Origin of the sequence: Citromicrobium bathyomarinum (assembly GCF_038594485.1) — a bacterium.
Taxonomy (GTDB): domain Bacteria; phylum Pseudomonadota; class Alphaproteobacteria; order Sphingomonadales; family Sphingomonadaceae; genus Alteriqipengyuania; species Alteriqipengyuania bathyomarina_A.
In genome coordinates this window covers 524,155-551,017 of record NZ_JBCFZG010000004.1, presented here as the reverse complement: position 1 = coordinate 551,017, position 26,863 = coordinate 524,155, and the positions used below count along the sequence as shown (strand labels likewise).

Genomic DNA, 26,863 nt, shown 5'->3' with positions numbered 1-26,863 from the left:
CGGATGGCGACGAATTGGAAGGGCACCAATGGCTATTCGTAACAAGTTTCACCGCGGCGTCAGCGCCGGCGCTTTCGCCATCGCCATGATCGGCGGTCTCACCCCCGCAGGCGTGCTGGCGCAGACCACGCAGGCCGAGCCGCAGGACGATCAGGACGAAGGCCAGCTGGTCGGCGACGAACAGCAGGACAAGGACGAGAACGTCATCATCGTCTCCGGCTTCCGCGAATCGCTTGAAAACGCGGTCCGCGAGAAGAAGGAAAACGACCAGATCGTCGAATCGGTCAGCGCCGAAGACATCGGCAAGCTGCCCGACAACTCGATCGGTGAATCGATCGCGCGCCTGCCCGGCGTCACTTCGCAGCGCGCCAATGGCCGCGCGAACATCATCGCGATCCGCGGTTTCGGTCCCGACTTTTCGACAACGCTGCTGAACGGGCGCGAGCAGACTTCCACCAACGACAACCGCGGGATCGAGTTCGATCAGTTCCCGTCCGAAGTCGTCAGCCAGGTCGTGATCTACAAGTCGCCGTCCGCATCGGTGGTCGGTCAGGGCCTTGTCGGCACGGTCGATGTCCGAACCATCCGGCCGCTCGAATACGGGCGACAGGTGCTCGCCGTCGGTGCGCGCGGGTCCTGGGCCGATCTCGGCGCGCTCAACGCGGGATCGAAGGAATTCGGCTATCGCGCGAACGCGACCTATGTCGATCAGTTTGCCGACGACACGATCGGCATCTCGCTTGCCGCCGCTTATGTCGACGAGCCCTACCAGGTGCAGGAGTTCAACGCCTGGGGCTATTTCGACCCCAATGGCAGCGGCAACCAGGCGCCTTCCGGCTCCAAGAGCTTCGTTACATCGACCCAGCTCAAGCGCCTCGGCCTCAATGGCACGCTTCAATGGGAGGCGACGCCGAACCTGATGGTTACCGTCGATGCGCTCTACTCGAACTTCAAGGACGAGCAGATCAAGCGCGGCATCGAACTTCCGTTCAGCTACTTCGGCGCCACCTTCGATCCGACCGGCGCTACCGCGGAAGATGGCGTCTACACCTCGGGCGCGTTCGATAACGTGCAGGGCGTGGTGCGTAACGACCGCTTCGACAAGGAAGCCGATCTTTATTCGGGTGGCCTCAACATCGACTACCAGGGCGATGACGGCTGGAGCGCGTTCTTCGACTTCGGCTATTCCCGCACCGACCGTGTCGAAACGTCGCTGCAAAGCTATGCGGGCACGGGCTACAACTGGCGCACGCCGGAAACCGATCCGACAGACCGGATCACCTTTACGAACGATGGCACCGGCCTCGTGTTCGGCAATCAGCTCGATTATTCCGACCCCAACCTGATCGTCCTGACCGACCCGCTCGGCTGGGGCGGCGGCAACGTGCAGACCGGCTATGAAAACCTGCGCTATGTCGATGACGAACTGAAGCAGTTCCGCGTGGGCATCGGCAAGGAAGTCGACGCCGGCCTGCTGCACAAGATCAACCTCGGGCTCGCTTACACCGATCGCGACAAGGCGCTCGACGCGGACGAGAGCCTGCTCGTCCTGCCGGGCGGTGCGACCGAAGCGCCGATCCCGTCGAGCGTGCTGCTCGACCCGACGCAGCTTTCCTACCTCGGCCTGTCGCCCATCGTCAGCTACGATCCGCGCGATCTGCTTGCCGGTAATTTCATCGTGCGTCAGGACAACAACGGCGATTTCGTGCTCAGCAAGGAGTACTCGGTCGCCGAAGATCTGATGACCGCCTACGCCCAGCTCGACCTGGAGCAGGATTTCGGCGGTGCCCGCCTGACGGGCAATATCGGCGTCCAGGCGATCAATACCGAGCAGAAGTCGACCGGCTACATCTTCACTCCGACCGGCCCGCAGCTGATCACCTTGGGCACCAATTACTGGGACGTTCTGCCCAGCATGAACCTGTCGCTCCGCTTCGACAGCGATCTGGTCCTGCGGCTTGCCGTGTCGCGCCAGATCATGCGCCCCAAGCTTGACGATCTGCGCGTGGCGATCAGCTACGGGATCGACAATTCGGCCCCCAGCATGCCGATCATCCGCGGCGGCGGCGGCAACCCCTATCTGCGGCCGTATCGCGCCAACGCGGTCGACTTCAATATCGAGAAGTACTTCGGCACATCGGGCTTCGTCGGCCTGCAGCTGTACTACAAGGATATCAAGGAGTTCATCTACGGCGGGCGCGTGCCGTTCGATTTCTCGGCCTTCCCGGCCCCGACCGGCGCCACACCCGGGCTCCCGACGCTGGGTACGCTCGATACGCAGATCAACACCGGCGGCGGCAGCTTCTACGGGGCGGAATTCGCCTTCACCCTGCCGTTCGATGTGTTCAGCCAGGCTCTCGACGGGTTCGGCATCACCGGCGGTGCCGGCTACACCGAAACCAAGGTCAAGGATCAGAACGGGGTAATCGGCACCATCCCGGGCTATTCGAAGTGGGTCGCCAACGGCACCGCCTACTACGAGAAGAACGGCTTCAACGTGCGCGGCAGCGCTCGCTACAGGTCCGGCTTCCAGGGCGACTTCGGGAATTTCGACGGCCAGACTGCGCGCAAGCAGGCGTTGGAAGAGCTGATCATCGATGCCCAGATCGGGTACGAGTTCCAGGGCGGTGCGCTGGAAGGCCTGTCGGTCTACCTGCAGGGCCAGAACCTGACCGACGAGCCGTTCGTGTCGGTAGCCGACCCCAGCCGTCCGCTGACCGTCACCGATTATCAGAGTTACGGACGCCGCTTCCTCGCCGGGTTCACCTACAAGTTCTGATGCTCCCTAGGGGGAGGGCGGTGCGCATTGCATCGCCCTCCCCCACCCTTGCTCCGCTTCCTCTGAGCGGGGACAAGGTCGACGTGGCACGAGGATGGGTGAAGCGTGGGTCGCGATAGAGATCAGCACATTGTCATCGTCGGCGGGGGCACCGCCGGATGGATGGCGGCGGCGGCACTGGCACGACTGACCTCGGCCAGGGTCACGCTGGTCGAATCCGACGCGATCGGCACTGTCGGTGTCGGTGAGGCGACGATCCCGCAGATCCGCCTGTTCAATCGCGGGCTCGGGATCGACGAGGCCGAGTTTCTTCGCGAAACGAAGGCCACCTTCAAGCTCGGCATCGAATTTGCCGGCTGGGGCGCTCCGGACACACGCTACATGCATGCTTTCGGCACCATCGGTCATGGTGCGGGGCTGCTGCCCTTCCACCAATACTGGCTGCGCGCACAGGCCGAGGGCAAGGCGGAGCCGCTGGGCCGGTATTCGCTCAACGAACGCGCCGCGCGCGCGCTCAAGATGCAGATGTGGCCAGCGAAGCCGGGGCAGCCAGCGCCCGACATGCCGTGGGCCTACCACTTCGACGCCGCGCTCTACGCCGCCTACCTGCGCCGCCATGCCGAATATCACGGTGCCACCCGGATCGAGGGCAAGGTTGCCGCGGTGGGGCGCGATAGCGAGAGCGGCGACATTGCCTCGGTCACACTTGAGAGCGGCCAGGCCATCGCGGGCGACTTCTTCATCGATTGCAGCGGATTTCGTGCGCTGCTGATCGAGCAGGAATTGCATGCGGGCTTCGAGGACTGGAGCCACTGGCTCCCCTGCGACCGCGCCATCGCCGTGCCCTGCGCGACCATGGGCGATTTCACCCCCTACACCCGCGCGACCGCCCGCTCTGCCGGATGGCAATGGCGCATCCCGCTGCAACACCGGATCGGCAACGGCCTCGTCTATTGCAGCGATGACCTGTCCGATGACGAGGCCGAGGCGACGCTGCTCGCCAATCTGGACGGCGAGCCGCTGGCCGAGCCCAACCGGGTGCGGTTCACCACCGGGATGCGGCAGCGCCAGTGGGTCGGCAACTGCCTCGCGCTGGGGCTGTCGGCGGGCTTCATGGAGCCGCTCGAATCGACCAGCATCCACCTGATCCAGTCGTCGATCGCGCGCTTCCTCCAGATGCTGCCAAACGGACGCCCCGCGCCCGCGCTGGTCGACGAGTTCAACCGGCAGGCGGCGTTCGAGTGGCACTCGATCCGCGATTTCCTGATCCTCCATTACCGGGCGAACGGGCGCGAGGGCGAACCCTTCTGGGATCGCTGCCGCAGCATGGACCTGCCCGCTACGCTCTCCGCGAAGATCGAGCAGTTCCGCGCCAGCGGCTATATCCACCGCGAACACGAAGAGCTGTTCACCGAGCCGGGCTGGCTGCAGGTCTTCGTCGGGCAGGGCGTGCTGCCCGATGCGTATCACCCGCTGGCCGACGCCATGCCGTCGGTCGACCTGGAGCGGATGCTTGCCGATATCGATCGCGGCATCGGCGGCATCGTCGATAGCATGCCCGGCCATGCGCAGTTCCTGCGCGCCTACTGCATGCCGGGCGGCAAACCCGCAGCAGAAATGAGAAAGACCGCCTGATGAAAGCCTTCGCCCCCATGGTCGCGGCCTGCGCGCTCCTGCTTGCAAGCCCAGTGCTGGCGCACGATCCCGATGCAGGCGACGACTATCGTGCCCGCCCGCTGACCGACGAGGTGATCTATTTCGTCCTCCCCGACCGCTTCGCCAACGGCGACACCGCGAACGATCTGGGCGGCTACCCCGCCGACCGGCTGAAGAGCGGTTACGATCCCACCGACAAGGGCTTCTACCACGGCGGCGACCTGAAGGGCCTGACCGAGAAACTCGACTACATCCAGGGGATGGGCGTCACCGCGATCTGGTTCGCGCCGATCTTCAAGAACAAGCCGGTGCAGGGCCCTCCCGGAAACGAGAGCGCTGGCTATCACGGCTACTGGGTGACCGATTTCACGCAGGTCGACCCGCATTTCGGCACCAACGCCGAATTCCGCGCCTTCGTCGATGCGGCGCACGCGCGCGGGATGAAGGTCTACATGGACATCATCGCCAACCATACCGCCGACGTGATCCGCTACGCCGAGGACGAGTATACGTATCGCAGCAAGGGCGATTACCCCTTCAGCACGCGCGGCGGGCCGGACGGCAGGCCGATCAACGAAGGCTTCGCAGGCGACGCCGACGCCAGCGCGGAGAACTGGGCGAAGCTCACCGACCCCACCTTCGCCTACACGCCGGTGGTCCCCAAGGCGGAGCGCAACGTGAAGGTGCCCGCCTGGCTCAACGACCCGATCTATTACCACAATCGCGGCGACACCTTCTGGATCGGCGAGAGCAGCACTTACGGCGACTTCGTCGGGCTCGACGATCTGGCGACCGAGAACCCGCGCGTGGTCGCCGGGATGATCGACATCTTCGGCAGTTGGATCGACGATTTCGGGATCGACGGCTTCCGCATCGACACCGCCAAGCATGTGAACCCCGAATTCTGGCAGGCCTTCGTCCCCGCCATGCTCGATCGCGCCGAGGCCAAGGGCATCCCCAATTTCCATATCTTCGGCGAGATCGCCTACCAGAGCCCCGACGCGGTCACCGCCGCCAGGGTGATGGCCGAAAGCGGCCTCCCCTATGCGCTCGACATGGGCTTCGCGGCCGCCGCACAGCTGGTCGCAAGCGGGAAAGCCCCGCCTATCGTGATGGCCGATTTCCTCGAACAGGACGCGATCTATCCGGGCGGTGCGAGCACCGCGCTCGGCCTGCCGACCTTCCTCGGCAACCACGATTTCGGCCGCTTCTCGATGTTCGTGCGCCAGAACGCGGGCACCGACGATCCCGACGAGCTGCTGGCGCGCACCCGGCTCGGTCACGCGATGATGTTCACCCTGCGCGGCGTGCCGACGGTCTATTACGGGGACGAGCAGGGCTTCATCTCGGATGGCAACGACCAGCTCGCGCGCGAGGACATGTTCCCCAGCCGGGTCGATTTCTACAACGACAACGACCTGCTCGGTACCGAGGCAACCACTGCCGAGGACAATTTCGACACCGCCCACCCGCTCTACCGGCTGATCGGCGAGCTATCGCAGCTGCGCCTGCGCAACCCCGCTTTGAAACACGGGCTGACGACGATCCGTGGCTTCGATCACGATGGTCCCGGGCTGCTCGCGGTCGAGCGGGTCGATCCTGAAACACACCAGCGCGTGCTGATCGCGTTCAACACCAGCGGGGAGAGCATCATCCGCAATATCGAAGTGGATTACCGCGCGCGCGGCCTCGTTTCGCTGTCGGGCACCTGCCCCGCCAGCGTCGCCGCGCCTGGTAGTGTGCAACTGGACCTGCCGCCCTTCGGCTGGGCGGTTTGCGAACTGGTGGACCGCTGATGGCGACGGCAAGGACCCCCGCAACCGCACCCGAGCGTGCCCATCCGTGGTGGCGCGGAGCAGCGATCTACCAGATCTATCCGCGCAGCTTCATGGATGCCAACGGCGACGGGATCGGCGATCTGCCGGGCATCACCCAAAGGCTCGACCATGTCGCCAGCCTCGGCGTCGATGCGATCTGGATCTCGCCCTTCTTCACCTCGCCGATGAAGGACTTCGGCTACGACGTCGCCGACTATTGCGACGTCGATCCGATCTTCGGCACGCTGGCGGATTTCGAGGCGCTGGTGGCGCGCGCCCACGCGCTCGGCCTGAAAGTGCTGATCGACCAGGTCTATTCGCACACTTCGGACGAACACGCGTGGTTTGCCGAAAGCCGGTCGAGCCGCGATAACCCGAAGGCAGACTGGTACGTCTGGGCCGATCCCAAGCCCGACGGCAGCCCGCCATCCAACTGGCAGTCGGTCTTCGGCGGCCCGGCATGGACCTGGGATGCGCGGCGCGGGCAGTATTACCTGCACAATTTCCTCAGCAGCCAGCCGCAGCTCAACGGGCACAATCCGGCAGTTCAGGATGCGCTGCTGAACGTGGCGCGCTTCTGGCTGGATCGCGGTGTCGACGGCTTCCGGATCGACGCGCTCAACTTCGCGATGCACGACCCGCAATTGCGCGACAATCCGCCCGCCCCTGCGACCAACCGGGCACGCACGCGGCCGTTCGATTTCCAGCTGCGCATCCACAACATGTCGCATCCCGATATCCCGCGCTTCATCGAACGCATTCGCGAAGTGACCGACGGCTACGGCAGCGATTCCGGGGCGATCTTCACCGTTGCCGAAGTCGGCGGGGACGAGGCCGAAGCCGAGATGAAGGCTTTCACCCAAGGCCAGACGCGGCTCAATTCGGCTTACGGGTTCAACTTCCTCTACGCCGATGCGCTGACCCCGCAGCTGGTCTGCGCCGCGCTGGCCGAATGGCCTGCCGAGGACGGCATCGGCTGGCCGAGCTGGGCGTTCGAGAACCACGACGCGCCGCGCGCGCTGTCGCGCTGGTGCGAGCCAGAGCATCGCGAGGTCTTCGCGCGGATGAAGATCGCGCTGCTCGCGACGCTGCGCGGCAATATCATCCTTTATCAGGGCGAGGAGCTGGGCCTGACGCAGGTCGATATCCCGTTCGACCAGCTGCACGATCCCGAAGCCATCGCCAACTGGCCGCTGACGCTGAGCCGCGACGGCGCACGCACCCCGATGCCGTGGAGCGCTGCAGAGGCTGCGGGCGGGTTCGGGTCGGATACGCCGTGGCTGCCGCTGGGTGAGGAGAACCATGCCCGCGCGGTCGACCATCAGGTGGCGGACCCCGCCTCCCTGCTCGCGCACACCCGCGCGATGATCGCTTTGCGCAACGCGCATCCCGCGCTGCGCAGCGGCGCGGTTGCCGCATGCCGCGCGGATGGCGCGCTGCTCGAACTGACGCGCGAAGCCGATGGAGAGCGGATCGTGTGCCGCTTCAACCTTTCCGCAGAGGCACTTCCCCTGCACGACACCCCCGAGGGAGAGATTCTATGTACCGTGAACCAGGCCAGCCCGACCTCGCTCGGCCCCTACGCCGCAATCATTCTGCGGGCCTGATCCGCCTCGCCATCGCGGGGCTGCTCGCGGGCACCGCGATGCCCGCGCTGGCGGAGGACGTGTCCTCGCCCGACGGGCGGATCGTGGCCACGCTCGATGTCGATGGCGACGGGGTGCCTTTTTACACCATCACCCGCGACGGGAACGCGTTGATCGGCAAGAGCCAGCTCGGCTTCACCCTCACCAACGCCGAAACGCTGCGCCGCAACTTCGTGATCGAAGATGCGGTGACGAGCAGCTTCGACGACACGTGGGAGCAGCCGTGGGGAGAACGCCAGTTCGTCCATGACCGGCATAACGAACTCGCGGTCACGTTCCGCGAGACGCGCGACACCTCGAAACGCGCCCTGACCGTGCGGATGCGCGTGTTCGACGATGGCGTGGGCTTCCGCTACGAATTTCCCGAGAACCCCGACCAGCCCGTGACGGGAATTGCCGAGGAGCTGACCGAATTCGTCATCGCGCCCGATCAGGACGCAACCGCGTGGTGGATCCAGGGCGGCGACTGGAACCGCTACGAATATCTCTACAAGAAGACCCCGATCGAGGAAGTCTCGACCGCGCACACGCCGATGACCGTGCGGCTGGCCGACGGCACGCATCTGGCGTTTCACGAAGCGGCGCTGGTCGACTATTCGGGCATGTGGCTGCGGCGGATGGAGGATCACCGCTTCCGCGCGCAGCTCGCCCCGTCGAGCCGGGGGGCCAAGGTCGTCCGCGAAGGCGCCTTCACCACGCCGTGGCGCACGATCCGCATAGCCGACGATGCCGCAGGGCTGGTCGAGAACGATCTGGAACTGAACCTCAACGAACCCAACAAACTGGGCGATGTCAGCTGGTTCGAGCCTGCCAAATATGTCGGCATCTGGTGGGGCATGATCCGCGGCGACTGGACCTGGGCGCAGGGGCCCAACCACGGCGCGACGACGACCCGTGCCAAGCAATATATCGATTTCGCTGCGAAGAACGGCTTTCGCGGCGTGCTGATCGAAGGCTGGAACGTCGGCTGGGACGGCAACTGGTTCGGCAACGGCCGCGATTACAGCTTTACCGAAAGCTACCCCGATTTCGATTTCGACGAGGTCACCGCCTACGCGAAGAAGAAGGGCGTGCACCTGATCGGCCACCACGAAACCGGCGGCAATATCGAGGTGTACGAACGCCAGCTGGGCGACGCGCTCGACATGTACGCGGCGCACGGGGTCGATGTGGTCAAGACCGGATACGTCGCCGATGCGGGCGGGATCATCTCGTGCAACGCCGACATCGCCGATCCGTGCGGTGACGAGGTGTACGAGTGGCACGACGGCCAGCGGCAGGTGCAGCACCACATGAAGGTGGTCGAGGAAGCCGCCAAGCGGAAGATCGCGATCAACCCGCACGAACCGGTGAAGGACACCGGCCTGCGCCGCACCTACCCCAACTGGGTCGCACGCGAGGGCGCGCGCGGTCAGGAATACAACGCCTGGGGCACATTCGCCAACGGCCCGGATCACGAACCGACGCTGGTCTATACCCGGATGCTGTCGGGCCCGATGGACTACACGCCGGGCGTTCTGGGCCTTGTCGGGTCGGACAACCAGCCGATCGCCAGCACGCTCGCCAAGCAGCTCGGCCTCTATCTCGCGATCTATTCGCCGATCCAGATGGCGGCCGACTTCGTCGAAAGCCTCGAAGCGCATCCAAGGGAGCTGGAGTTCATCAAGGCAGTGCCCGCCGACTGGGCGGAAAGCCACCTGATCGCGGGCGAGGTGGGCGATTACGCAATCTTCGCGCGCAAGGATCGCAACAGCGACGACTGGTACGTCGGCGGGATCAACGATGCGACGGCGCGTACGCTGACGCTCGACTTCGATTTCCTCGACGACGGGCAGACCTACACCGCGACGATCTGGAAGGATGGCGAAGGCGCGACTTACGAGACCGAGGCGCGGCATAACATCGCCTACGACACGCGCACGATCCGCAAGGGCGATACGCTGGAGCTGTGGCTCGCGCCCGGCGGCGGCGCGGCGATCCGGTTGCAGCCGAAGAAGTGACCGGCGCCGCACCTCCGCGCGTGGTCGTGCTCGGCGGGGGCAGCGCGGGCTGGATCACCGCCTGCCTGCTGCACAAAGAATGGGCCGCGCGCGGCGGCAGCGTGACGGTGGTCGAAAGCTCAGGGATCGGCATCATCGGGGTCGGCGAAGGGTCGACCCCGCAGTTGAAAGGCTTCTTCGACCATCTCGGGATCGCCGAGGCCGAGTGGATGGCCGCGTGCGAGGCGACCTGGAAGCTGGGCATTCGCTTCACCGGCTGGAGCGAGCGGGCGGGATACGAAAGCTATTTCCACCCCTTCCCCGGTCCGGTCGACCTGCATTCCGAGCCCGGCTTCGTCCATAACTGCATGCTCGCACGGCGCGGCTTCGATGTACCCGCCCACCCCGACGACTGGTTCCTCGCGACCGATCTCGCCGAACATGCGCGCAGCCCGCACCCGGCGGAAAACTTCCCTTTCGCGCCGAGCTACGGCTACCATTTCGATGCGCACAAGCTTGGCGCATTCCTGCGCGAGTGGGCGACTGCGCGCGGCGTCGCGCATCTCGATCGCACAGTCTCCGACATCGAGGTGAGCGAGGCTGGCGATGTCACGGCGCTGCTCTGCGAGGGTGGCGAGCGGGTCGAAGGCGACTTTTTCGTCGACTGCTCGGGCTTCCGCGGCCTGATTGTACAGGAGAAACTCGGCGTCAAATTCGTGCCCTTCGCAAGCAACCTGTTCAACGACCGCGCGGTGGTGATGCCGACGCCGCATGATGGCACGCCCAAGCCGCAGACCGACAGCATCGCGATGCGCGCGGGCTGGCGCTGGCGCATCCCGCTGACCACGCGGGTCGGCAATGGCTACGTCTATTCCTCCGCGCACATCTCCGATGCCGAAGCCGAGGCAGAGTTGCGCGAGGCGCTGGGCCAGCCCGAGGCGGAGGCGCGCTTCCTGACAACGAAGGTCGGCCGGGTCGAAGAGACCTGGCGCGGCAACTGCCTTGCCGCCGGGCTCGCGCAGGGGTTCATCGAACCGCTCGAAGCGACCGCGTTGCATATCGTGATCGCAACCGCGCTGGAGTTCGCGCAAGCCTACGAAGCGGGCGGGTTCACGCCGCGGCACCGCGATGCCTTCAACGCCTCAATCGCCACCCGCTACGAAGGCATTCGCGACTACATCGTCGCGCATTACCGCCTCAACCAGCGCTCCGACACCGACTACTGGCGCGCCAACGCGGCGAACGACCATCTGTCCGACGGGCTCAAGGCGATGATGTCCGCGTGGTTCCGGCACGAGGATATGTCGCGCGCGAACGACGCCGCCTATGGCGCAAAGCGCTACTACGCCAATGCCAGCTGGCACTGCCTATTCGCAGGCTACGGCACCTTCCCTCCAGCGGAAAAGATGCAGCCGGTCCCCCCCGGTATCGGTGTCGCCGACATCGAGGGGACGCGGGGTATGATCGAAGCCTGCCGGACGAACTTCACCGCCTACGACCCGCTCACCCTCTGATGGTCTCACCTGCACGCGGCAGATTGGACGATCAGCGCCACGATGGATACGAATGCGGCTTGCCAGCGCTATTGCCGATCATGGCATAGCCTGCCGCCAGAGGGAGAGATCGACGGATGGCGAGCCGCGACGCAGCACCGCTGCTGGGAGGGATCGAGGCGGGGGGCACGAAATTCGTGCTCGCGGTCGGCCTCTCGCCGCGCGAAATAGTCTCGCGCACGGTCATCCCCACCACCACCCCTGAGCACACGCTGGCCGAGGTAACGCGCTGGTTCGCGGACCATGGCCCGCTGTTGTCGCTCGGCATCGCCAGCTTCGGCCCGGTCGAGCTCGACAGGGCCTCGCCGCGCTGGGGCCACATCACCGATACGCCGAAGCCCGGCTGGGCGCTGACCGACATTGCCGGCCAGTTGGGCCGCGCGCTCGCCTGCCCGGTCGGTTTCGATACCGACGTCAACGGTGCCGCACTGGCCGAGGCGACCTATGGCGCAGGTGGCAGTTCGCTCGCCTACATCACGGTCGGCACCGGGATCGGGGTCGGCATCGTGACCGGGAGGCAAACGGTCCACGGTGCGGGCCACCCGGAGATGGGGCACATCTTCCCCCGGCGCGACCGCGACGATTTCGACTTTCCCGGTCACTGCCCGTTCCACGGCGACTGCATGGAAGGGCTCGCCAGCGGACCGGCGATCTTGGCGCGCTGGGGCGCCACGCTGTCCGACCTGCCGCCGGGGCACCCTGCGCATACATATGTCGCTGGCTATCTTGCCCAGCTTTGCCATACCGCCTTCGCGACCGTCGCGGTCGAAACGATCGTGCTCGGCGGAGGGGTGATGCAGACGCCCGGCCTGCTCGATGCGGTACGGGAAAGGACCTTCGCTCTCGGAGCCGAATACCTGCCCGGCCGTTCAAGGCAGCAGATCGTCGCGCCGAAGCTGGGCCAGGATTCGGGGATCAGCGGCGCACTGCAGCTCGCGGCCCGAGCGTTCGAAGGAGCAAACGACTAGATGGCGTCATCCTCTTCCACCCTGCTGCTGTTCGGCGCGACCGGCGATCTTGCCAAGCGCATGCTTCTGCCCTCCCTCTACGCCCTGCACGAAGACGGATTGATCGCGGAAGACCTGCGCATCTTCGGCACTGCGCGCAGCGAGCTTAGCGATGGCGAATATCGCGAGATCGCGCGCGAGGCGCTGGAGGAATATCTTCCCGAAGACCGCAAGGATGAGGCCAAGATCGGATCCTTCCTCGGCCACCTGCAATACCAGCCGCTCGACGCATCGACGATCGAGGGTTTCGACCATCTTGCCGAAAAGCTCGGCGATATCTCGGGCGGCCTCTCGATCTTCCTGTCGACCGCTCCGTTCCTGTTCGAGCCGACCATTCGCGGCCTCCAATCGGCGGGGCTCGCGGGCGACAATGTGCGGATCGGCCTCGAAAAGCCGCTCGGCAACGATCTCGCCAGCTCGCGCGTCATCAACGATGCGGTCGCGAGCGCATTCGACGAAGACCGGATTTTCCGGATCGATCACTATCTGGGCAAGGAAACCGTCCAGAACCTGATGGCGCTGCGCTTCGCCAATGCGATGTTCGAGCCGCTGTGGAACGCGCAGGGTATCGACCATGTGCAGATCACGGTGAGCGAGACCGTGGGGCTGGAAGGGCGCCACGGCTTCTACGACGAAACCGGCGCGCTGCGCGACATGGTGCAGAACCACATGCTCCAGCTGCTCGCGCTGATCGCGATGGAGCCGCCCGCCGACTTCGATTCGACCAGCGTGCGCGACGAAAAGGTGAAGGTGCTGCGCTGCCTGCGTGCCGTCGGGGCGGACGAGATGGTGCGCGGCCAGTATGCCAGCGGCGCGGTGAAGGGCGAGGCGGTGAAAGCCTATGCCGAGGATCTGGGCGAACCGTCCGAGACCGAAACTTTCGTGGCGCTGAAGGCGCATGTCGACAACTGGCGCTGGCAGGGCGTGCCCTTCTACCTGCGCACCGGCAAGCGGATGACCGAGCGCCGCAGCGAGATCGTGATCCAGTTCAAGCCGGTGCCGCACAACATCTTCGCCCAGCGCGGCGGCAAGCTGCTCGCCAACCGCCTCGTGATCCGCCTCCAGCCGGAGGAATACGTGCGGCTGATGGTGATGGCGAAGGAGCCGGGGATGGACCGCGACGGAGTGTCCCTGCGCGAAGTCCCGCTCGACCTGTCGCTCACGCAGGCCTTCTCCAAGGCGCGCCGCCGGATCGCCTACGAACGCCTGCTGCTCGACCTGATCGACGGCGACCCTACGCTGTTCGTCCGCCGCGACGAGGTGGAGGCGCAGTGGAAATGGGTCGATGCGATCCGCAATGTGTGGAGCGAGAACGACATGCTGCCCAAGCCCTACGGTTCGGGCAGCTGGGGTCCGAGCTCCGCAGTCGCGCTGACCGAACGCGACGGGGTGACCTGGCATGAATGATCGGGCCGATCAGTGGCATCCGGAAGGCTGGCACGAATTCGATGGTGCTGACGCAATGGCGCAAGCCTGCGCCGAGCGCGTGGCTGGCATTATCGGGAATGCGATTGCCGAACGCGGGACCGCCCTGCTCGCCGTCCCCGGCGGATCGACGCCCGCACCGGCGTTCGAACTGCTCGGCAGGCAAGCGCTGGATTGGACGAAGGTGACGATCCTGCCGGGTGACGACAGGATGGTCGATCACGGCGATCCCCTGTCCAATTTCGCGATGATCGACCGTTATTTCGGGGGCACAGGCGCAACGCTTTTGCCGCTGGTCGAGGATGCCGGAACTTCGGCGGACGACGCAAACCGGCGCCTTAGCACTCTGCCCTGGCCGCTCGACCTCGTATGGCTCGGCGCGGGGGGAGACGGGCATACCGCGTCGATTTTCCGCGGTCCGGATTATCTCGAGGCCCTGACGACCGATGCCCGCGCGCTGAAGGTCACACCCGATCCGTTACCCCCCGAAGCGCCCGTCTCACGGATTACCCTGAGTGCCGGTGCGATCCGCTCCGCCCGCCATCGGATGGTGTCACTGCGTGGCACCGACAAACGTGACGTCCTGCTCGCCGCAATGTCCGACGGGAACAGGAGCCCGTACCCGATCGGCGCGGTTCTCGACCGCGCGGACACCGAATTCTACTGGAGCCCTGCATGAGCCTGCACCCCACGCTCGCCAAAGTTACCGACCGGATCATCGAACGTTCGAAGGATAGCCGCCAAAGCTACCTCGACCTGATCGACCGCCAGCGAGAGGCAGGGGTACACCGACCGACGCTGTCCTGCGGCAACCTCGCCCATGGCTTTGCCGCGAGTGGGGAGGACAAGGCGACGATCCGCAGCGGCAAGGCGATGAATATCGGGATCGTCACCGCCTACAACGACATGCTCAGCGCGCATCAGCCCTATGGCCGCTATCCCGAGCAGATAAAGATCTTCGCCCGCGAACGCGGCGCGACCGCGCAGGTCGCTGGCGGCGTGCCCGCGATGTGCGACGGCGTGACGCAGGGGCAGGATTCGATGGAGCTGTCGCTGTTCAGCCGCGACGTGATCGCGATGGGCACCGCTGTAGGCCTGTCGCACGGGATGTTCGAAGGCGCGCTGCTGCTGGGCATCTGCGACAAGATCGTGCCCGGCCTGCTGATCGGCACGCTGCGCTTCGGCCACCTGCCGACGATCCTGGTGCCCGCAGGGCCGATGCCCTCCGGCCTCGCCAACAAGGAGAAGATCCGCGTCCGCCAGCTCTATGCAGAGGGCAAGGTGGGCGAGAAGGAACTGATGGATGCCGAAAGCGCCAGCTATCACGGCGCGGGCACCTGCACGTTCTACGGCACGGCCAATTCCAACCAGATGATGATGGAGATGATGGGGCTGCACATGCCCGGCTCCAGCTTCGTCAATCCGGGCAACAAGCTGCGGCAGGAGCTGACCCGCGCGGCGGTGCACCGGATCACGGAGATCGGCTGGGACGGTTCGGACTACCGCCCGCTCGGCCATTGCATCGATGAAAAGGCAATCGTCAACGCGGTCGTCGGGCTGCTCGCCACCGGAGGTTCGACCAACCATGTAATCCACCTGCCCGCGATTGCGCGCGCGGCGGGGATCATCCTCGACTGGGACGATATGGACGAGCTGAGCGACGTCGTCCCGCTGATCGCCAGCGTCTATCCCAACGGCGCGGGCGACATAAATTACTTCCACGCGGCGGGCGGGATGCCCTTCGTGATCCGCGAACTGCTGGATGCAGGCCTCGCGCATGGCGACATTCGCACGGTCTACGGCGCGTCGCTTGCCGAAGGCGCGCAGGAGCCCGTGATGGAGGGCGAGGATCTGGTGTGGAAACCCGCCGCAAAGGAAAGCCGCGACGACACGCTGCTCAAACCCGCCTCCGATCCCTTCCGCATGGACGGCGGCCTCGCGCTGCTGCAGGGCAATCTGGGGCGCGCGACGATGAAGGTGAGCGCAGTCGATCCGGAACGTCACACGATCGAGGCCCCCGCACGCGTGTTCACGACCCAGCATCAGGTCGCCGAGGCGTTCAAGGCAGGCGGGCTCGACCGCGATGTGGTCGTCGTGCTGCGCTTCCAGGGGCCTGCCGCCAACGGCATGCCCGAACTGCACAAGCTGACCTCTCCCTTGGGCGTGATTCAGGACCGCGGCTACAAGGTCGCGCTGGTCACCGACGGGCGCATGTCGGGTGCGAGCGGCAAGGTGCCTTCTGCCATCCACGTCTCGCCCGAAGCCTTCCACGGCGGCCCGCTGGGCAAGGTGCAGGACGGCGATATCGTCCGCGTCAGCGCCACCGACGGCACGCTCGAAGCGCTGGTAGACGCCGCCGAATGGGATGCGCGCGAGCAGGCATCGCCGCCGCCGCAGGAAATGGGCGTCGGGCGCGAACTCTTCGCGATGCTGCGCCATCACAGCGACCCCGCCGAAAAGGGCGGTAGCGCAATGCTGGCCGAGGCCGGGCTGTGAGCGCTGGCACCGACAGGCTGGTCGCGGTCGATATCGGCGGCACGCACGCGCGCTTCGTCATCGCGACGATCGGGAACGACGGCACGATCACGCTCGACGAGCCGGTCACGCTGAAGACCGAAGATCACGCCAGCTTCCAGACAGCGTGGGAGGATTTCGGCCGCATCCAGGCCGGCGACCTGCCCAAGGCAGTCTCCATCGCGGTCGCCGGGCCGGTCGGCGGCGACGTGATCCGCTTCACCAACAACCCGTGGATCATTCGCCCCGCGCTGGTGAAGGAGAAGCTGAAGGTCGACGCCTACACCATCGTCAACGATTTCGGCGCGGTCGGCCATGCAGTCGCACGCGCACCCGAAACCGATTTCCTCCACCTGACCGGACCGGACGAGCCGCTTGCTGCCGAAGGCACGATCAGCATCATGGGCCCCGGCACCGGGCTCGGCGTGGCGCATGTCTGGCGCGATGGCGCAGGCAGCTACCGCGTGCAGGCGACCGAGGGCGGGCATATCGACTTCGCCCCGCACGACATGATCGAAGATGCGATCCTCGCCCGGCTGCGCAGGCGGCATAACCGCGTCTCGGTGGAGCGGATCGTGTCCGGCCCCGCCATCGTCGATATCTACGCCACGCTCGCCCGGATGGAGAACCGCGCGACGATGGAGGAAGACGACCGCACCATCTGGCAAAGCGGGATGGACGGCAGCGACAGCCTGGCGGCGGCGGCGGTCGACCGTTTCTGCCTCGCGCTCGGCAGCGTGGCGGGCGACATCGCGCTGGCGCAGGGCGGGTTCGGCGGCGTCGTGATCGCGGGCGGCCTCGGCTACCGCATTCGCGACACGCTTGCCCAGTCGGGCTTTGCCGAGCGGTTTCGCGCCAAGGGCCGCTTTGAAAAGCTCATGTCGAGCATTCCGGTCAAGATCATCACCCATCCCCAGCCCGGCCTGTTCGGCGCGGCAGCGGCCTTTGCCAAGGAGCATCTTTCTTGAAACCCATCGAACAGCTGATGCGCACGGCCCCCGTCATCCCGGTGCTGGTGATCGACGACGTGAACGACGCCGTGCCCATGGCCGAAGCGCTGGTCGCAGGCGGGCTTCGCGTGCTCGAAGTGACGTTGCGGACTCCGGCTGCGCTCGATGCGATTCGCGCGATGCGTGGTGTCGAGGGTGCCATCGTGGGCGCGGGCACGGTCACCAATCAGGACCAGTTGCAGGCCGCGATCGACGCCGGGTCGCAATTCATCGTTTCGCCCGGCCTCACCGATACGCTGGGCCGTGCGGCGGTGCGCGCCGAGATTCCCTTCCTCCCCGGCATCGCCAATGCGGGCGACATCATGCGCGGGCTCGATCTGGGGCTGACCCACTTCAAGTTCTTCCCCGCAGAGGCCAATGGCGGCATCCCTGCATTGAAGGCGCTGGCGGGGCCCTTCGGCGATGTGAAGTTCTGCCCCACCGGCGGCGTCAAGCAGGACACGGCAGCGCACTGGCTCGCCATCGAACAGGTGCTGTGCGTGGGTGGCAGCTGGCTGGTCGGCAAGGGAGAGCGCGACTGGGCCGAGGTCGAAGCGCGCGCTGCCGAAGCGGCGGCGCTGGCCGGATAGTCCATCCGTTCGCGAAAAGGTGGAGGCCCGAGCCGGAATCGAACCGGCGTGCAAGGATTTGCAGTCCTCTGCGTAACCACTCCGCCATCGGGCCCCACTGTCGCGGGCTTGGCGCGAAGCGGGGCGTCTAGCGGCTTGGGCCACGCAGTTCAATCGCCTTTCGCGCCGAAGTTTCGGTTGCCCGTTGCAACGGGCTTTTCTTCGCCCGGTCATCGTCTAAGAAACCGCGCATGTCGATTTCCGCCATGCTCGAACCCATCGCCGGTCGCGGCGAGACCGTAACGCTTCCCGCAGACGAGTGGATGCAGGGTCGCACGCTGTATGGCGGGGCGAGCGCACTGGTCGCCTATACCGCCGCGATCCGCGCCTTTCCCGACCTGCCGCCCCTGCGCTCGGCTCAGGTGGCGTTCGTGGCGCCCGTGGGTGCCGAAGTGACCCCGCAGGCGAAGCTGATCCGGCAGGGCCGCAACGTCACGCAGGTGCAAGTCGATCTGCTGGTCGATGGCAGCCCCGCGCTCACATCCTTCTGGCTGTTCGGTGCCGGGCGGGAAGCCAACGCGGTCCATCCCGCCGCGCCGGTCGAGCCCGCACCGATCCCTGTCGACGAAGCCGAGCCGCTGATGGAGGGCAAGGGGCCGGCCTTCATCCAGAACAATTACGAATTGCGCCGCGCCGCGCCTTCGGGCGGCGACGGTGGGCCGGTGGTGCGCCGCTGGCTGCGCCTGAAAGGCGGAGACGACCTCGACCCGACCAGCCGCCTGATCCTGATCGGCGACACCATGCCGCCAGGCGCGATGCGCGCGATGCAGCGGCCCGGCCCGGTCAGTTCGATGAACTGGGCGATCAACCTGCTCGATCCCATGGCGCAGACGCGCGACGGCTGGTGGCTCGCTGAGACCGCCAGCGATCACGCCGACCATGGCTATTCGAGCGAACGGCTGCGCCTGTGGGATGCCGACGGGCGTCTGGTGATGATCGGCCAGCAAGCGGCAGCGGTGTTCGGCTGAGATCCGCAATCTCCCCTCCCCATGGGGAGGGGCCGGGGGTGGGGGTTCCACGCCATCGGGCCTTGGCAAACCCCCACCCGACCTCCCCCTTGAGTGGGAGGAGCTTGTTGCGCCAGACGTCAGCGGGCGTTTTCCTACTCCAAGCGCACAGGCTAGCAAGGCGACGGCTCTTTCCTATCGTCGTCCTTCCCCGCTCGCCCACGCCGCTCCGCAGGCTCGCGCGGCGCAAAAACCGGAATCTGTCACCCAACTCGTATCAAGTGATTGAGATACAGACGATTTCTCAGGGTGACACATGGGTGACACGTGTCACCCGCGTAATCCGCCGGATGCGCCGCCCCGCATTCCTCCCCTCCCCGTGGGGAGGGGCCAGGGGTGGGGGTTCCACGCCATTTGGTGGGGCACACCCGCACCCAGCCTCCCCCCTGAGGGGGAGGAGTTTTAGCGTAGTCGAGTGGCTCAAACAGCATCCGTGAAATTGGGCGCGCGCTTGGCCATGCCGGCCATCACCGCTTCGATCTGGTTGGGCTGGCGGATGATGGCCGCCTGCTCCTCGCTTTCGGCCATCAGCATGTCCTCGCCGCTCTCATCATGCATCCGGTTGTGGAGACGCTTGGCCGCGCGCACCGCGTCCGGATTGCGCTGGGCGATGGTCGCGGCGATCTCCTTCGCCGTGGCCAGCGGGTCGTCGGTGACGTGCGTGGCGAGGCCCAGCGCCTGCGCCTCCTCACCCGAAAACTCGCGGTTGGTATAGACCAGCTCGCGCAGCACATCGTCGCGCACCAGACCGCGCCACAGCTGATAGCCGCCCATGTCGGGCACCAGCCCCCACTTCATCTCCATGATCGCCATCCGCGCATCGGGCGCGACCACGCGGATATCGGCCCCGCTCGCAATCTGCATCCCGCCGCCGAAGCAGACGCCATGCACAGCCGCGATCACCGGCATCGGCAGCTTGCGCCACACGGTCGCGACCTGCTGGAATGTGTTCGAATCGCCATGCGTCCGGTCGGTCAGCTTGGGCTCGTCCGGGTCGGGGGTGCGGGCGAAGCTTGACGTGTCGAGCCCGGCGCAGAAACTGCGCCCCTCGCCCGACAGCACCACTACGCGCACGTCCTTGCGCTCCATCAGCGATTCGCCAGCGGCGATGATCGCTGCGAACATCTCGGGATCGAGCGCGTTCATCTTGTCGGGCCGGTTGAGGCGGACATGCGCCACGCCATCCTCGGAAATATCGACCGCGACCCGCTGTTCCTCGACCTGCGATGCCATCCTTGCGCTCTCCCACCTGGTATTCGTTGCAATCAGTGTGGGTCGTTCGTTGCGCAAGGGCGCGGCGCTGTCCAGCCTGTATCCCGCCCCGTCGGTGGCGATCATCGCTGCGAGGCCGAGCGGCTCCAGCTTCCGGCGCAACCGCGCGATATGCACCGCGACGCGGTTGGTGCCCGGTTCAAAAGGGCACCGCCACACATCGCGCAGCAGCGCGCTCTGGCTGACCGTCGCGCCCGGGGTTTCGGCCAGCCGCCAGAGCAGCGCGAATTCGCGCGGGTGGAGAGCCAGCCAGCGCCCCTCGAAGTGCGCGTCGCGATGGAACAGGTCGAGCCGCAGCGGCCCCGCCTCCATCCACCTTGCAATAAGTTGCTGCGCTGCGTGCACGCGCCCCCGCCGCCCGCTCCCTAGGTCAGGAGGCAGATAGTGGCACGAAGTCTACGTGATTGGAAAAGAAGACCAATCCGGAATGGATGCTTGGGGTGGGACAGCCCGGGCGATACTTCCTTACGTGTTCGACCGCTGGAGGAAGCGCTTGATATTGCGTGCGGCCTGCCGGATGCGCTGCTCGTTCTCGACCATCGCGATCCGGACGTAACCCTCGCCCTCTTCGCCGTAGCCGATCCCTGCCGCGACCGCGACGCCCGCCTGCTCCAGCAGCTGCTTGGAAAAGTCGAGGCTGCCCATATGCTCGAAGCCCGGCGGCAACGGAGCCCACGCAAACATGCTCGCAGGCGGAGAGGGGATCTCCCATCCGGCGCGGGTAAAGCTCTCCACCATGACGTCGCGCCGCCGCTGGTAGCGCAGGCGGTTTTCCTCGACGATGTCCTGCGGGCCGTTCAATGCCGCGCAGGCCGCCGCCTGGATCGGCGTAAACGCGCCGTAGTCGAGATAGGACTTCACCCGCGTCAGCGCGGCGATCAGCGTCGGGTTGCCGACCGCAAAGCCCATCCGCCAGCCGGCCATGGAATAGGTCTTAGACATCGAGGTGAACTCGACCGCGATGTCCTTGGCGCCCGGCACCTCAAGGATCGAACGGGTCGGCTTGCCGTCGTAGTAAAGCTCGGAATAGGCAAGGTCGGACAGGACCCACACCTTGTTCTCGCGTGCCCAGGCAACCAGCCGCTCGTAAAATGCCAGATCGACCGTCTCGGCAGTCGGGTTGCTCGGGTAGTTGACCACCAGCACGCTCGGCCGGGGCGAGGTGTAAGCCATCGCCTGATCGAGCGCGTCCCAGTATTCCTCGTTCGGCGTGGTCGGGACCGACCGGATCGTCGCGCCCGCGATGATGAAGCCGTAGGTGTGGATCGGGTAGGACGGGCTCGGCGCGAGCACCACGTCGCCGGGCGCGACGATCGCGGTCGCCATCGACGAGAGGCCTTCCTTCGATCCCATCGTCACCACAACCTCACGCTCTGGATCGAGATCGACCCCGAAGCGGCGACCGTAGTAATTCGCCTGCGCCTTGCGCAAACCCGGGATACCGCGCGACTGGCTGTAACCGTGCGCCGACGGCTTGCCCGCCACCTCGCACAGCTTGTCGATCACGTGCTGCGGGGGCGGGCGATCCGGATTGCCCATGCCCAGATCGATGATGTCGCGGCCCGCCGCGCGCGCCGCATGGCGCATCGCGTTCACCTCGGCGATCACGTAGGGCGGCAGGCGCCGCATCCGGTAAAACTGCTCGTCGCTCAATCCAAACTCCCGCAGGCATCGTCATCGCCGCATATCCGGCACCTCCATTCTGGAACGCCATGCGCATCTGTGCAATTGAAGTATGCGAGGGGACGCCCAGAAATTTCCCGGTGAGCGACCGGCTGGGGCGAATTGACCGAGAGGATGCAAGGCCATGGCGAAAACATCGTCCGACGAGGCGGCGGGCAATCCGTTTGCCGCGATGCTCGAAGCGCAGGCGCGCTGGGCGGAGATGATGTTCGCTCCCCTGCCCCAACTCGCGAAGGATGGCGACGCCGATGCCCCGGCCGCGCTGTCGGACATGCAGAAGTGGGCGGAGAACGCCACGCGCCTGCAGACGATGTGGCTTGAATTCTGCCAGAGCCACGCGATCGAAGCGACGGGCGAAATGATGGCGGGCGATCCGGCCAAGTGGTTCGCGATGTTCGAAACCTGGACCCAGCAGTTGCCGTTTGCCGACCCTGCCGAACAGCAGCGCTGGTGGGCCGAAAGCGCGCAATTGTGGCAGGCGCTGATGCTGCCGCAAGGTGAGGATGACGGCAGCGAAGGCGGCGCGCTGGACCTGCCGCGGGAAGACCGCCGCTTCGCCGACCCGCGCTGGCGCGAACAGCCGGTCTACGCGCTGCTCCACCAGACCTACCTGATGCTGACCGAGCGCGTGCTGGCGATGGTCGAGAAGATGGATCAGGTCGACCCCGCCAAGCGGGAGCAGCTGAAGTTCGCCACGCAGGCCATGGCCGAGGCGCTGAGCCCCGCCAATTTCGCGGCGACCAATCCGATCGTGCTCGACCGGATCATGGAATCGCGAGGCGAAAGCCTGGTCAAGGGCATGGAGAACCTGCTGCGCGACATCCAGAAGGGCCAACTGACCCACACCGATCCCGACGCATTCGTGCTGGGCGAGAATCTCGCGACCACGCCGGGCAAGGTCGTTCACGAGACCCCGCTGTTCCAGCTGATCCAGTACAATCCGAGCACGGAAAAGGTGCTGGGCGTGCCGCTGATCATCTTCCCGCCGTGGATCAACCGGTTCTACATCCTCGACCTCAACGAGAAGAAGAGCTTCGTGAAGTGGGCGGTCGATCAGGGCCTGTCCGTGTTCATGGTCAGCTGGAAATCCGCCGACGCATCGATGAAAGACGTCGTGTGGGACGATTACATCGCCGCCCAGATCGAGGCGATCGATCACGTGCGCAAACGTCTGCGGCAAAGCGCGGTCCACACGATCGGCTACTGCGTCGCGGGCACCACCCTGGCCGCCACGCTGGCGGTGCTCGCCGAGAAGGGCGAGCTCGACAAGGTGAAGAGCGCGACGTTCTTCACTGCGCAGGTGGATTTCAGCGAAGCGGGCGAACTCTTACACTTCATCGACGACCAGCAGATCGCAGCGATCAAGAGCCTCGAGCGCGACGGCTTCATCGATGGCCGCTACATGGCGGCGACCTTCAACCTGCTGCGCGGCAACGACCTGATCTGGAACTACGTCGTGCGCAACTACCTGCTGGGAGAAGATTATACCGCGTTCGACCTGCTCCACTGGAACGGCGACGTCACCAATCTGCCCGCCAGGTGGCACCAGCAATACCTGCAGCAGCTCTATCGCGACAATCTGCTGGTCAAGCCGGGCAGGCTGGAGGCGCTGGGCGTCCCCATCGACCTGGGCAAGGTCGATCTGCCGACCTACATCCAGGCGGGCAAGGACGATCACATCGCGCCCGCGACCAGCGTTTGGAAGATTACCGAGAATTTCGGCGGGCCGATGCGTTTCGTTCTTGCCGGATCGGGCCATATCGCAGGCGTGGTCAATCCGCCCGCGGCGAACAAGTACCAGTACTGGATCAACGAGGACGAGGATATCGGCTCGCTGGCGGAATTTCGCGAAGGAGCGACCGAGCATCCGGGCAGCTGGTGGCCCGACTGGATCGAGTGGATCCGCTCGCAGGACGCCAAAGAAGTTGCCGCCAGCGGCAAGCGCAAGCCCGGCAGCGGGAAGACCGACAAAATGATCGAACCGGCCCCGGGACGCTATGTGAAATCCCGCTAAGCCACTATTTTCGCGCTGCAAAGCCGGGAATTGTGCGCTGCACAAAAAAGACTTGAACTTCGGTGTCGCAAGGCATATTTGTGCATTGCAACAAAACCCTGAGGTTCGAATGGCAGACTCGATTACCGACAAGGACGACGCCGCAGCGCAGAAGGCTTACGCCGACGCCGCGGCCGCGAAGTCCGATAGCAAGCCCAAGGCGGCGGTCGAGAACCCTGCCGTAGAGGCACCGAAGAGCGAAGCCGCTGCGCCTGAAAAGGCTGCGGCCGAAGCTCCTGCCCCCAAGAAGTCCGTCGCATCGAAGGTCGCGAAAACGCCGACCGCCGCTGCGGCCAAGAAACCGGCAGCTAGCGCCACCGCCGCCAAGGCGAGCGCAAAGCCCAAGCCGGTCAAGAAGGCGGTGACGAGGAAGGCTCCGGCCAGGAAGGTTGCCACCGCAAAGAAGACTACCCCCGAAAAGACCCTCTCCAAGAAGACAACGGGCGCCGCGCCTGCCGCGACCCCGAAGACAAAGGACACCACCATGGCTACCAAGACCCAGACCAAGACGACCAACATTGCCAGCGACATGGCGAACGAAATGCAGACCCGCCTTGCAGGCATGTACGAAAAGGGCACCGAGATGACCGGCGAAATGGTCACCTTCCAGCGCGCCAACGCCGAAGCGATGGCCGAAGCGGGCAAGATCCTCTTCTCCGGCATGCAGGACCTGACCCGCGACGCCGTGGAAGAAACCCGCAAGGCTGCCGACCAGATGAGCGAAGACGCGCGCCTGATGGCTGCCGCTAAGTCGCCGACCGAATTCGTCAAGCTGCAGGGCGACATCATGCGCCGTTCGTTCGACCATGTCGTCGCGACCGGTTCGAAGAACACCGAGGCGTGGATCAAGCTGGCCAACGAAGCTTTCGCGCCGCTGACCAGCCGCATGAGCGAAACGGTCGACAAGATGAACAAGCTCGCCGCCTAAGCGCGGACCGGCTTGGCTGGATATTCCGGCCGCAACCGATGCGAGGGGTCGGGCGTGAGGATACGCCCGGCCCCTTTCGCGTTCGGAGCCGATTTCGGCCCGGACCATGCGAAGTTTTGATATGCCCCGCCCCTCGCGATCCCTTGCGGATCGGCCAGACGATACGATATTGATCCGCTATGCGCGAACCAGCACCAACCCTCCCCCACGGCCGGCAGGTCGACATGCGCTTCGCCATGCCCGGACAGGCCTTGGCCGCGGTGCCTGGCATGGGCGACGATGACGCGGACAAGGGCACGCCCGAAAATCCCGAGATCGGCATCGCGACCAAGACGCGCGCCAAGCCCAAGAAGCCGAGCCAGTACCGCGTGCTGATGCTCAACGACGATTACACCCCGATGGAATTCGTCGTCATGGTCCTCAAGCGGTTCTTCCGCATGGACCTCGACGAGGCGACGCAGGTGATGCTCCAGGTGCACCAGCGCGGCGTCGGGGTTTGCGGGGTCTATCCTTACGAGGTCGCCGAGACGAAGGTGAACCAGGTGATGGATTTCGCGAAGCAGAACCAGCACCCGCTCCAGTGCACGCTCGAAAAGGCATAGCCCCCGGGCACACGCAAAACGCGCAGATGACGGGGCCACGCTTTGTCGCTAGGGCGTGGCGCAAGCGACCTCTCAACCAATCGCGGGACTTCCCTTGCCCCTGAACTCGCGTCTCGATCGATATATCTTCCGGCTCACGATCGTGCCGCTGCTGGGCGTGTTCGTGCTCGCCGCGTCGCTGCTGATCCTCGATCAGATGCTGCGGCTGTTCCGCTTCGTCACGACAGAGGGAGGACCGGTAGGCGTGGTGTTCCAGATGCTCGGCACGCTGCTGCCCGATTATGCCAGCCTCGCCATCCCGCTCGGCCTGCTGCTGGGTACGCTGTTCGCTTTCCGCCAGCTTGCCCTGTCGAGCGAGCTCGACGTGATGCGCGCGGTCGGGCTCAGTTACACCCGGCTGTTGCGCGTACCCTACGCCATCACCCTGGTGCTGATGGCCATCAACGCCGCGCTGGTGTTCTACATCCAGCCCGTTTCGAAGTATTATTACGAGGAATTGCAGTTCGATCTGCGCTCGGGCGCGCTCGGCGCGTCGATCAAGGTAGGCGAGTTCACCACGCTGGCCGACCGGATGGCACTGCGGATCGAATCGAGCGAGGATTCGGGCCGCAAGCTCCAGGGCATCTTCGCGCGGATCAACACCAAGGACGGACAGGTGCTCTCGATCAGCGCGCGCGAAGGGCGTTTCCTTTCGACCAGCGACAATCCCGACACGATCATCCTGCGCCTTTCCGACGGCACCATCGTGCAGGACCCCGAAGGCGAAAGCCCGCGCGTGCTCAGTTTCAGCCTGTACGATCTGCCGATCGACCTGCCCGCGATCGAGAATTTCCGCCAGCGGGGCGAAGGGGAGGCCGAATATATCCTCCCCGAACTGCTGCGGATCGGGTGGAGCGACTCGTCGAGCGAGACACAGCGCAACGCCAGCAAGGCCAGCCTCAACTACCGTATGGTCGAACTGGCGATGATGCTGTTCATGCCGCTGCTCGCCGTTGCGCTGGCGATCCCGCCAAAACGCTCGACAAGCGCGCTGGGCGTGTTCGTGGCGGTGGTGCTGGTGGTCGCCTATCACAAGGTCAACCAGTACATGCAGGATTTTGCCGCGCTCGGCCGGATCGATCCCATGCTGGGCCTGTGGGGGCCGTTCGCGGTGTTCGTTGGCCTCATCCTGTGGTGGTTCTGGCAGATCGCCTATGTCCCCGGCGGGCAGCCGATCGGCGCGCTCGAAAACGCCTTTTCCAAGGCCGTGAAGAAGATCGGACGCCTGCTTCGTCCGCGGCGGCGCTCCCATGCATTCCGCGCCGAGCAGACTGGTTGAAGGCCC

The 26,863-nt window shown here is 65.5% G+C and carries 19 protein-coding genes and 1 tRNA gene; 17 read left to right on the top strand and 3 right to left on the bottom strand.

What is annotated here, in order from left to right:
• The first annotated feature begins 28 nt into the window (after positions 1 to 28).
• From AAG591_RS08350 to eda, 12 genes are all read left to right on the top strand, one after another.
• Complete coding sequence (locus AAG591_RS08350; RefSeq protein ID WP_342530681.1) at positions 29 to 2,779, top strand: TonB-dependent receptor; 2,751 nt, start codon at positions 29 to 31, stop codon at positions 2,777 to 2,779.
• A gap of 105 nt (positions 2,780 to 2,884) precedes the next feature.
• Positions 2,885 to 4,414 carry a tryptophan halogenase family protein gene (locus AAG591_RS08345; protein WP_342530680.1) on the top strand — a complete coding sequence of 510 codons (1,530 nt, stop codon included), beginning with the start codon at positions 2,885 to 2,887 and terminating at the stop codon, positions 4,412 to 4,414.
• Entirely contained in the window at positions 4,414 to 6,231 is a 1,818-nt protein-coding gene (locus tag AAG591_RS08340) for an alpha-amylase family glycosyl hydrolase (RefSeq protein ID WP_342530679.1), read from the top strand. The genes AAG591_RS08345 and AAG591_RS08340 overlap by 1 nt, the downstream gene beginning before the upstream one ends.
• The gene (locus AAG591_RS08335) at positions 6,231 to 7,859 is read left to right on the top strand and encodes an alpha-amylase family glycosyl hydrolase (RefSeq protein WP_342530678.1); all 1,629 of its coding nucleotides are present in this window, start codon (positions 6,231 to 6,233) and stop codon (positions 7,857 to 7,859) included. The genes AAG591_RS08340 and AAG591_RS08335 overlap by 1 nt, the downstream gene beginning before the upstream one ends.
• Before the next feature lie 38 nt (positions 7,860 to 7,897).
• Positions 7,898 to 9,898, top strand: coding sequence for a glycoside hydrolase family 97 protein (locus AAG591_RS08330; protein WP_342531246.1), 2,001 nt, complete (start codon positions 7,898 to 7,900; stop codon positions 9,896 to 9,898).
• Positions 9,895 to 11,391: a tryptophan halogenase family protein gene (locus AAG591_RS08325; protein WP_342530677.1), complete on the top strand. Its 1,497-nt coding sequence runs from the start codon at positions 9,895 to 9,897 to the stop codon at positions 11,389 to 11,391. Before AAG591_RS08330 ends, AAG591_RS08325 begins: the two co-directional genes overlap by 4 nt.
• 116 nt (positions 11,392 to 11,507) lie before the next feature.
• Complete coding sequence (locus AAG591_RS08320; protein ID WP_342530675.1) at positions 11,508 to 12,398, top strand: ROK family protein; 891 nt, start codon at positions 11,508 to 11,510, stop codon at positions 12,396 to 12,398.
• Positions 12,399 to 13,844, top strand: a complete 1,446-nt coding sequence (gene zwf / locus AAG591_RS08315) for a glucose-6-phosphate dehydrogenase (protein ID WP_342530673.1) — start codon at positions 12,399 to 12,401, stop codon at positions 13,842 to 13,844.
• Positions 13,837 to 14,541: a 6-phosphogluconolactonase gene (locus AAG591_RS08310; RefSeq protein WP_342530672.1), complete on the top strand. Its 705-nt coding sequence runs from the start codon at positions 13,837 to 13,839 to the stop codon at positions 14,539 to 14,541. The genes zwf and AAG591_RS08310 overlap by 8 nt, the downstream gene beginning before the upstream one ends.
• Positions 14,538 to 16,358 (top strand): phosphogluconate dehydratase, encoded by a 1,821-nt coding sequence (gene edd / locus AAG591_RS08305; RefSeq protein ID WP_342530671.1) that lies wholly within the window; start codon positions 14,538 to 14,540, stop codon positions 16,356 to 16,358. Before AAG591_RS08310 ends, edd begins: the two co-directional genes overlap by 4 nt.
• Positions 16,355 to 17,344: a glucokinase gene (gene glk / locus AAG591_RS08300; RefSeq protein WP_342530670.1), complete on the top strand. Its 990-nt coding sequence runs from the start codon at positions 16,355 to 16,357 to the stop codon at positions 17,342 to 17,344. The genes edd and glk overlap by 4 nt, the downstream gene beginning before the upstream one ends.
• Positions 17,341 to 17,955: a bifunctional 4-hydroxy-2-oxoglutarate aldolase/2-dehydro-3-deoxy-phosphogluconate aldolase gene (eda, locus tag AAG591_RS08295; protein ID WP_342530669.1), complete on the top strand. Its 615-nt coding sequence runs from the start codon at positions 17,341 to 17,343 to the stop codon at positions 17,953 to 17,955. Before glk ends, eda begins: the two co-directional genes overlap by 4 nt.
• Before the next feature lie 20 nt (positions 17,956 to 17,975).
• On the opposite strand, the gene AAG591_RS08290 is transcribed toward eda, so the two are convergent.
• A tRNA-Cys gene (locus AAG591_RS08290) sits at positions 17,976 to 18,049 on the bottom strand.
• Positions 18,050 to 18,185: 136 nt separating this feature from the next.
• On the opposite strand from AAG591_RS08290, the gene AAG591_RS08285 reads away from it, so the two are divergent.
• Positions 18,186 to 18,962 (top strand): acyl-CoA thioesterase, encoded by a 777-nt coding sequence (locus AAG591_RS08285; protein WP_342530667.1) that lies wholly within the window; start codon positions 18,186 to 18,188, stop codon positions 18,960 to 18,962.
• Between the two features lie 459 nt (positions 18,963 to 19,421).
• Here the strand turns inward: AAG591_RS08285 and AAG591_RS08280 are convergent, their stop codons facing one another.
• Positions 19,422 to 20,585, bottom strand: a complete 1,164-nt coding sequence (locus tag AAG591_RS08280; protein WP_342530665.1) for a crotonase/enoyl-CoA hydratase family protein — start codon at positions 20,583 to 20,585, stop codon at positions 19,422 to 19,424.
• Between the two features lie 153 nt (positions 20,586 to 20,738).
• Positions 20,739 to 21,926, bottom strand: coding sequence for an LL-diaminopimelate aminotransferase (locus AAG591_RS08275; RefSeq protein ID WP_342530663.1), 1,188 nt, complete (start codon positions 21,924 to 21,926; stop codon positions 20,739 to 20,741).
• A 154-nt stretch (positions 21,927 to 22,080) separates the two neighbouring features.
• Here AAG591_RS08275 and AAG591_RS08270 point away from each other — a divergent pair, with 154 nt between their 5' ends.
• From AAG591_RS08270 to AAG591_RS08255, 4 genes are all read left to right on the top strand, one after another.
• The gene (locus AAG591_RS08270; RefSeq protein WP_342530661.1) at positions 22,081 to 23,970 is read left to right on the top strand and encodes a PHA/PHB synthase family protein; all 1,890 of its coding nucleotides are present in this window, start codon (positions 22,081 to 22,083) and stop codon (positions 23,968 to 23,970) included.
• 109 nt (positions 23,971 to 24,079) lie between these two features.
• Complete coding sequence (locus AAG591_RS08265; protein ID WP_342530659.1) at positions 24,080 to 24,937, top strand: phasin family protein; 858 nt, start codon at positions 24,080 to 24,082, stop codon at positions 24,935 to 24,937.
• A gap of 269 nt (positions 24,938 to 25,206) precedes the next feature.
• A complete protein-coding gene (gene clpS, locus AAG591_RS08260; RefSeq protein ID WP_342531245.1) occupies positions 25,207 to 25,539 on the top strand; it encodes an ATP-dependent Clp protease adapter ClpS in 333 nt (110 codons plus the stop codon).
• A gap of 94 nt (positions 25,540 to 25,633) precedes the next feature.
• Positions 25,634 to 26,857 carry an LptF/LptG family permease gene (locus tag AAG591_RS08255; protein WP_342530657.1) on the top strand — a complete coding sequence of 408 codons (1,224 nt, stop codon included), beginning with the start codon at positions 25,634 to 25,636 and terminating at the stop codon, positions 26,855 to 26,857.
• Positions 26,858 to 26,863: the final 6 nt, after the last annotated feature.

Excerpts from the sequence above, each read along its gene's own strand:
- AAG591_RS08350 (WP_342530681.1), top strand. The coding sequence starts at position 29 with ATGGCTATTCGTAACAAGTTTCACCGCGGCGTCAGCGCCGGCGCTTTC.
- AAG591_RS08270 (WP_342530661.1), top strand. The coding sequence starts at position 22,081 with ATGGCGAAAACATCGTCCGACGAGGCGGCGGGCAATCCGTTTGCCGCG.
- AAG591_RS08320 (WP_342530675.1), top strand. The coding sequence starts at position 11,508 with ATGGCGAGCCGCGACGCAGCACCGCTGCTGGGAGGGATCGAGGCGGGG.
- AAG591_RS08280 (WP_342530665.1), bottom strand. The coding sequence starts at position 20,585 with ATGGAGGCGGGGCCGCTGCGGCTCGACCTGTTCCATCGCGACGCGCAC.
- AAG591_RS08285 (WP_342530667.1), top strand. The coding sequence starts at position 18,186 with ATGTCGATTTCCGCCATGCTCGAACCCATCGCCGGTCGCGGCGAGACC.
- clpS (WP_342531245.1), top strand. The coding sequence starts at position 25,207 with ATGGGCGACGATGACGCGGACAAGGGCACGCCCGAAAATCCCGAGATC.
- zwf (WP_342530673.1), top strand. The coding sequence starts at position 12,399 with ATGGCGTCATCCTCTTCCACCCTGCTGCTGTTCGGCGCGACCGGCGAT.
- AAG591_RS08340 (WP_342530679.1), top strand. The coding sequence starts at position 4,414 with ATGAAAGCCTTCGCCCCCATGGTCGCGGCCTGCGCGCTCCTGCTTGCA.
- AAG591_RS08330 (WP_342531246.1), top strand. The coding sequence starts at position 7,898 with ATGCCCGCGCTGGCGGAGGACGTGTCCTCGCCCGACGGGCGGATCGTG.
- AAG591_RS08310 (WP_342530672.1), top strand. The coding sequence starts at position 13,837 with ATGAATGATCGGGCCGATCAGTGGCATCCGGAAGGCTGGCACGAATTC.
- AAG591_RS08335 (WP_342530678.1), top strand. The coding sequence starts at position 6,231 with ATGGCGACGGCAAGGACCCCCGCAACCGCACCCGAGCGTGCCCATCCG.
- AAG591_RS08265 (WP_342530659.1), top strand. The coding sequence starts at position 24,080 with ATGGCAGACTCGATTACCGACAAGGACGACGCCGCAGCGCAGAAGGCT.
- edd (WP_342530671.1), top strand. The coding sequence starts at position 14,538 with ATGAGCCTGCACCCCACGCTCGCCAAAGTTACCGACCGGATCATCGAA.